Annotated in this window: 5 protein-coding genes; all 5 read left to right on the top strand. The window is 53.1% G+C overall.

Translation table 11 applies throughout. The features are described 5' to 3' along the window. Window positions 1-137 precede the first annotated feature (137 nt). Window positions 138-1,670 carry a DEAD/DEAH box helicase gene (locus tag ACOCD2_RS10195; RefSeq protein ID WP_305800266.1) on the top strand — a complete coding sequence of 511 codons (1,533 nt, stop codon included), beginning with the start codon at window positions 138-140 and terminating at the stop codon, window positions 1,668-1,670. After that, on the top strand, window positions 1,582-3,732 hold the full coding sequence (locus ACOCD2_RS10200; protein WP_305800502.1) for a helicase-related protein: 2,151 nt from the start codon (window positions 1,582-1,584) through the stop codon (window positions 3,730-3,732). Before ACOCD2_RS10195 ends, ACOCD2_RS10200 begins: the two co-directional genes overlap by 89 nt. Before the next feature lie 81 nt (window positions 3,733-3,813). After that, window positions 3,814-5,118 carry an AAA family ATPase gene (locus ACOCD2_RS10205; protein WP_293647302.1) on the top strand — a complete coding sequence of 435 codons (1,305 nt, stop codon included), beginning with the start codon at window positions 3,814-3,816 and terminating at the stop codon, window positions 5,116-5,118. Next, window positions 5,108-5,761 (top strand): RloB family protein, encoded by a 654-nt coding sequence (locus ACOCD2_RS10210; protein ID WP_293647304.1) that lies wholly within the window; start codon window positions 5,108-5,110, stop codon window positions 5,759-5,761. The genes ACOCD2_RS10205 and ACOCD2_RS10210 overlap by 11 nt, the downstream gene beginning before the upstream one ends. Window positions 5,762-5,883: 122 nt before the next feature. Beyond that, window positions 5,884-6,300, top strand: coding sequence for a transposase (locus ACOCD2_RS10215; RefSeq protein ID WP_419582680.1), 417 nt, complete (start codon window positions 5,884-5,886; stop codon window positions 6,298-6,300). The last annotated feature ends 144 nt before the right edge of the window (window positions 6,301-6,444 follow it).

Raw genomic sequence — 6,444 nt, forward strand, 5'->3', positions numbered from 1 at the left:
GCCAGCTCTACACCGGATACTTGCCAGGGACTCTTGATTCCCAGTATCTGGGCATATAGGTCTTTGTCTCTCATAGGGGATTACGATAATCTACCCACTCCATTTGGGGAAGAGCCCAAAATAACAGGCAGGAACCCATGCTAAAACTCGAAGACCTCAAAAAAGACGCACAGATCCGTGGCCTGGAAGGCAACAAGATCGTACGGATTGTCAGCGTTGAACCCGTTGGAGATGACGCAGCCAATGTCTTCTACGTCGACCCTGACGGCAAGCCCGGCACACAGATGCTGTTTCGTTCCGATGAATCACGTCTAGAATTAGCCGAAGCGGGTCGACCCTGGGCGTTCGATGCGCCCGGTGAGGAATTCAAGCTGTGCCTGGAGGCATACCGCATCAACCTGGCCCACCTGTTTGATCCAATGATGGCGGTCCATACCTCAAATGTCGAACCGCTGCCGCACCAGATCTCCGCGGTCTATGAGGCCATGCTGCCCAGGCAGCCCCTTCGTTTCGTATTGGCGGATGATCCAGGGGCCGGCAAAACCATCATGGCCGGCCTGTTAATCCGCGAGCTGCTGATGCGGGCAGATGCCAAGCGGATACTCATTGTCTCTCCCGGCTCTCTCACCGAACAATGGCAAGACGAGCTACTGGAAAAGTTTGGCCTTCAGTTTGAAATTTTCAGCCGGGAAAAACAGGAACAATGCGCATCCGGAAACTACTTTGAAGAGCAGAACCAGCTTATTGCCCGGCTGGACCAACTCTCACGCAATGATGACTTCCAGGAGAAACTCAAAAATACCGACTGGGATCTGATCGTCGTGGATGAGGCACACAAAATGTCCGCGCACTATTTCGGCAACAAGGTCAATGAAACAGGCCGCTTCAAACTGGGCAAGCTATTGGGCTCCATCACCCGCCACTTCCTGCTGATGACCGCAACCCCGCACAACGCCAAGGAAGAAGATTTCCAACTCTTCCTGTCACTCCTCGATGGCGATCGCTTCTATGGAAAGTTCCGAGAAGGCGCGCACAAAGTCGATATCTCGGACATGATGCGACGCATGGTCAAGGAAGAGCTGCTCAAGTTCGATGGCACGCCGCTGTTCCCCGAGCGCAGGGCCTATACCGCCAACTATGAACTCTCCGCTCTGGAAGCGGCTTTATATGCGGAAGTCACCGATTACGTCCGCAACGAAATGAACCGTGCAGATAACCTGGATGGGAAGCGCAAGGGTACGGTTGGATTTGCCCTCACCCAGCTACAGCGCCGCCTCGCCTCCAGTCCAGAGGCTATCTATCAGTCACTCAAGCGCCGTCGTAAACGTCTGGAAAATCGTTTGAGTGAAATGAAACTGGTGGCCCGAGGCCATGGTGTTGCCGAAACCCTGGGCGAGTATGCCGTCAAGAAACAGATCGATATTCCGGAGAATATCGATGAGGCCGCAGACGAACTTACCGGCGAAGAATACGAAGCCTGGGCAGAACAGGTCGTCGATCAGGCAACGGCTTCCGAGACCATTCCGGAACTTGAAGCCGAAATTGAAAGCCTCAAGGCACTCGAAGCCAAGGCACGTACGGTTGTCGAATCCGGGCAAGCGTGTCTTCGGCCTCGCAGCTACTGGGGTCTACCAGCCTTCGCTTCGCTCTCCATGGCTGGCAGCGAATGACAAAAAGTGGGAGGAGCTCTCCAAAATCCTGCAGGATGCCCCGGAGATGGTAACCACATCCGGTAGCCGCCGCAAACTGATCATCTTTACCGAGCACCGGGACACGCTTGCCTACCTCATGGAACGTATCAAGGGACTTCTTGGACGGCCGGACGCCGTCGTCACAATTCATGGCGGCACCAACCGGGACGAACGCCGTAAAATTCAGGAAGAGTTCCGCAACAACCCGGATGTACTCATTCTGGTTGCTACCGATGCCGCCGGCGAAGGCGTCAACCTCCAGAATGCCAACCTGATGGTCAATTATGACCTACCCTGGAACCCCAATCGGCTGGAGCAGCGCTTTGGCCGTATCCACCGTATCGGCCAGACCGAGGTCTGCCACCTGTGGAACATCGTTGCCGTTGAAACCAGGGAAGGCGCAGTCTTTCAGAAGCTACTCGAAAAGCTGGAAGTTGAGCGTGCAGCCTTGGGCGGCAAAGTGTTCGACATTCTAGGCGAGGCCTTCGACAACATATCGCTGAAAGACTTGCTCATCGATGCCATTCGCTACGGCGAGCAACCGGAAATCAAGGCCAAGCTGGACCAGGTCATCGATGGTGCGCTGGATACCAGCCATCTGAAAGAGATCATCCGCCGTAACGCACTGGTTGAGCAGCACATGGGGCTGGACGAACTCTACGCCATCAAGGATGAGATGGAAAAGGCCGAAGCCCGTAAACTACAGCCCTACTTCATCCGCGCATTCTTCACAGAGGCCTTCAAAACACTCGGCGGCGAAATGCGCAACCGCGAAGCCGGCCGATTCGAGATCCGCCATGTACCCGCCGCCATTCGTGAGCGCGACCGGGTTATCGGCGAAACCCGGACACCGGTATTAAAAAAATACGAGCGAGTCTGCTTTGAAAAACAGCACGTTCGTCAACAAGGCAAACCCATGGCTGACTTACTGCATCCTGGCCATCCCCTGGTGCACGCCGCCACGGATCTGGTGCTGGAGGCTCACCGCAGCAAACTCAAGCAAGGCGCTGTACTGGTTGACCCGAATGATGACGGGATCGAACCCAGAGTCCTCTTTATGATTGACCACAGTGTTCGGGAAAGCAGCGGCGATAGCCAAACCGTCGCCTCCCGCCGCCTCCAGTTTGTTGAGATCGATCAGCACGGCAAGGCAATCAATGCTGGCTGGGCGCCACATCTGGATTTGCAACCCATCGATGATTACGACCAAAGCCTGGTTCAGGATGTCATAACCGCCCACTGGGTCGCTAACAACCTTGATGCATTGGCGCTTAATCACGCATCCACTCACCTCGTCCCCGAGCACTACGAAGAAGTCAAGAAACGCCGAGAGCGCCAGGTCGACAAGATTCTGGCCGCCGTGAATGAACGCCTCGTCAAAGAGATTAACCACTGGTCAGACCGCTACATCAAACTCAGTGAAGATGTCGCTGCAGGCAAACAGCCTCGCGTGCAGCCTGAAATGGCTCGCCGCCGTGTGGAAGAGCTTACGGCGCGACTCGAACAAAGGAAAAAGGAGCTTGAATCCATGCGCAGTGTGGTATCCAGTTCCCCGGTGGTCATTGGTGGTGCCCTGGTGATACCTCAGGGACTGCTTGCGGGGCGTAAGGGAGAAACAAACTTCAGCCCGGACGCCGAAGCACGGTCACGTGTCGAACAAATCGCCATGAAAGCCGTCATGGACGTTGAAACCGGTTTTGGGCATGACGTGAAAGATGTTTCCGCTGAAAAGTGCGGATGGGATGTCACCGCCAGACCACCCAAGGTCGATGGGAAACTGCTGGAAGACCGCCACATCGAGGTGAAAGGTCGCGCCAAGGGACAGAGCACTATCACCGTCAGCCGCAACGAGATCATTTACGGTCTTAACCAGTCGGACAAGTTCATTCTCGCCATTGTGATCGTCGATGGCGAAGAACACGAAGGCCCCTACTACATCAAGGAGCCATTCGGTCAGGAACCCGACTTTGGAGTGGCCAGCATCAACTATGACCTGAGCGACCTGCTTTCAAGGGGCGTTGCGCCGGAGAAAACCCTGTGATCAACGTAGAATCTGTTTTTATATTGCATTTTTGCAGTTTTTCTGCAAATATTAGAATAAAAACAGATAAAGGACAGTAAAATGCTCATTGAATTCACCGTAAAAAACTTCCGCTCCATCCGTGATGAAGCCCTCTTGTCCATGGTGAAAGGTGCGAGAAAGGAGCTTGAAGACACCAATGTCTTGCAGATCAACGATGCCCCCGCATCATTGAATCCATTGCTGAGATCAGCCGTTATCTACGGCTCCAACGCGGCGGGAAAAACCAACCTGCTGCGCGCACTGGCCGCCATGCAATCGCTGGTAGTCGGCTCACACCAGCGCCCGCCAAACGAAGCGCTGCCGGTCACGCCCTTTCTGATGAGCAGCAAGGCGCGCACCAGCCCATCCGAATTCGAGATTCATTTCATTGTCGATAAAGTTCGTTATCAATATGGCGTAGCGGTTGATCAACAGCAGGTACACGAAGAATGGCTTTTTGCCTTTCCAAAGGGAAAATCCCAGAAATGGTTTCATCGGGAACGGTCACCCGATCAAACCGGCACACAAACAAAGTTCGGTGACAAGCTCAAGGGCGAGAAAGAACTGTGGGAGCGCGTAACGCGCCCCAACGGTTTGTTGCTCGCCACGGCGGCTCAGTTGAACAGTGAGCAGCTCACACCGATCTACAACTGGTTTGCCAATAAACTAAAAATTGCCGTTGGCAAAGAAAGTTGGAATCAGCAGCCCCTCTTCACCATAAGCCTGCTGGAACAACAGCAACAGGCACGGGTGCTACGCTTTATGCAGGCAGCAGATTTCGCCATCGCTGGCCTCAGCCTGCGTGAGATGGATGGCGAGCATCTCAATGCCATCACACAAAACATGCCACCACAGCTTAAAGCGTTGTTGACCAGCCAGCTTGGCAGTTCAAAAGGCATGCAGATTCTTACCCAGCACCAGACTCAGGAAGGCGACACGATCGAAATGGGGCTGGGTGACGAATCCGATGGCACGCAAAAAATGTTCTGCTATGCGGGCCCGTGGATGGATACCCTGGCGCAGGGCAATATCATGGTGGTCGATGAACTGCACGACAATCTGCATCCCTTGCTGGTGCAGTACCTGGTGGAAATGTTCCATAACCCGGAAATCAACCGGCAGGGGGCGCAACTGATTTTTACCACCCATGAAACCTCCATCCTGAATCAGGATCTGTTCCGTCGGGATCAGATCTGGTTCTGTGAGCGCGAACAAGACCAGGCAACCCACCTCTATCCACTGAGTGACTTCGCGGTACGCAAGGGCACAGAAAATATCGAACGGGGTTATCTCTCGGGACGTTACGGCGCACTACCTTTCCTGAAAGAAATTTCAGATGCATTTGGAGAGGAGCATGGCGCGTAGAGCAAAATCCACTCGACAGCAACGTCGTCGCGCCGCACGCTTTGAGCCACGGGCACGGATGTTAATCGTCTGCGAGGGCACAAAAACCGAAAAATACTATTTTGAAAACGCACGGCAGGTTTTGGGAGTACATCGGGGTCAGGCTGTTGTCGAAGTTCGATCAGGAGAAGGCAGTAATCCTAAAAACATTGTTGAAACCGCAAGAAATCTGAAAATCAAAGCCGAAAAAGAAGGTAACGCCTTCTCATCGGTCTATTGCATCTTCGACAGGGATGAACACGCCCACTATGAAGCCTCTATTGAGCGCTCGAAAAAGCTCAAGCTGCAAACCATTAAATCGGTACCCTGTTTTGAGTACTGGATTCTGCTGCACTTTCGCAATCACACTGCACCCTATACCAGAACGGGCAATCGTTCCCCGTGCGACTGCTGCCATCATGACCTGACAAACGAGTGGCCCGATTATGCCAAGAACAGAAAACACCTTTTCACAGAATTACTGCCCCGGTTAGATAACGCCAAACAGCACGCTGAACAACGCTTGGCTGCTGCTGAACAAGATGACAGCAACAACCCCAGTACAGAAATTCACTTGCTACTAAAAGCAATGGAAACACTCAAAGAAATCAGGCCGATCAAATAATGGATACTAGAGTTTAGAGTTTCAAAGGAGAAAACAGCAAAAACCAAAAAAATACTTGACATATCAGAGGCCATGGCGTTGCCGCGCCTTAGAGAAATCAACACGAACTTCTGGAGGCCGCTGTGGACGTGAAAGGATATAGCCGTATCCCCCGCGAACTGTGTTATTGGATAACATTTTTGACCGAAGCGCTACCCCTAAGGTCAGTGGGCACATTCATCGAATTGCTGATCGGGGCCATGCTCAGTCCTGCGGGTTTTGTGACAGAGGCCTATCTGGTGGTCACCATGCGCAATCACTGGACAAGTTATTACAAGTGGTTACAGGAAGGCCGCTGGTCATGGTTGGCTCTGTCCAGACAGTTTGTCTGCCTCATCATGAAGGTGGTGAAACAAGATGTGATCCATCTGGTGATTGATGATACCTTGACCCTTCGGGCTTCAAAAAAAGCACCTGGAAGTCAGATTCATCACGAGCATGGCAACAAGCCCAATTTGGCGCGCTATGTCAGAGGTCAATGCTGGGTCAGTCTGGCGTAGGTGATTAAGCGCAGGAAACAATTTGGGCTCCTCAGCAGAATTTGTGGGTAGCAGAGGTGGGTTTGAGGCAAATGATCAGGTCAGTCCTGTCGGGGTAGAGCCCCCCACCCGGTCTCTGAGAAGATGGAGTTGTGAAACCATCAT

Source organism: Thiolapillus sp., assembly GCF_048562965.1.
Classification (GTDB): domain Bacteria; phylum Pseudomonadota; class Gammaproteobacteria; order Chromatiales; family Chromatiaceae; genus Thiolapillus; species Thiolapillus brandeum_A.